The sequence below is a fragment of the Mycobacterium colombiense genome (assembly GCF_001665835.1).
GTDB classification, from domain to species: domain Bacteria; phylum Actinomycetota; class Actinomycetes; order Mycobacteriales; family Mycobacteriaceae; genus Mycobacterium; species Mycobacterium colombiense_A.
The window spans coordinates 1-578 of sequence record NZ_LZSX01000052.1; the positions used below are offsets into that span (position 1 = coordinate 1).

General features: G+C 70.1%; 1 pseudogene. It reads right to left on the bottom strand.

Going from position 1 to position 578, the window contains the following annotated elements:
- Nucleotide 1: 1 nt before the first annotated feature.
- Nucleotides 2-578 (bottom strand): annotated as a pseudogene (gene kasB / locus A5760_RS11155) (3-oxoacyl-ACP synthase KasB); the annotation flags it as partial.

The following is a 578-nucleotide window of genomic DNA, read 5'->3' on the forward strand; positions in this document are numbered from 1 at the left end:
TTCAGTACCGCCCGAAGGCGATGGCCACGTTGTGTCCGCCGAAGCCGAACGAGTTGTTGATCGCGTACTCGTAGTTGCCGGGGCGGGGCTTGCCGGCCACGACGTCCAGGTCGATTTCGGGGTCGAGGTTTTGCAGGTTGAGCGTGGGCGGGACCACCTGGTCGCGCAGGGCGAGCACGGTCAGGATGGATTCCACGGCGCCGACGGCGCCTACCGAGTGGCCGAGGGCGGCCTTGGGGGCGTAGACGGCGGCGTTGCCGCCGTGGGGGCCCAGGGCGTTGTTGATGGCCTTGCTCTCGGCGACGTCACCGACCGAGGTGCCGGTGGCGTGGGCGTTGACGTGGCCGATGTCGGACGGGCTGAGCCCGGCGAGCTGGATGGCGCGGCTCATCGCGTGTCCGGCGCGCAACCCGTTGGGGTCCGGGGCGACCATGTGGTAGCCGTCGGAGGTGATGCTGGCGCCCATGATGCGGGCCAAGATGTTGGCGCCGCGGGCCTTGGCGTGTTCCTCGGTCTCGATGACCAGCAACGCGCCGGCCTCGCCGAACACGAAGCCGGTGCGGTCGCGGTCGAACGGG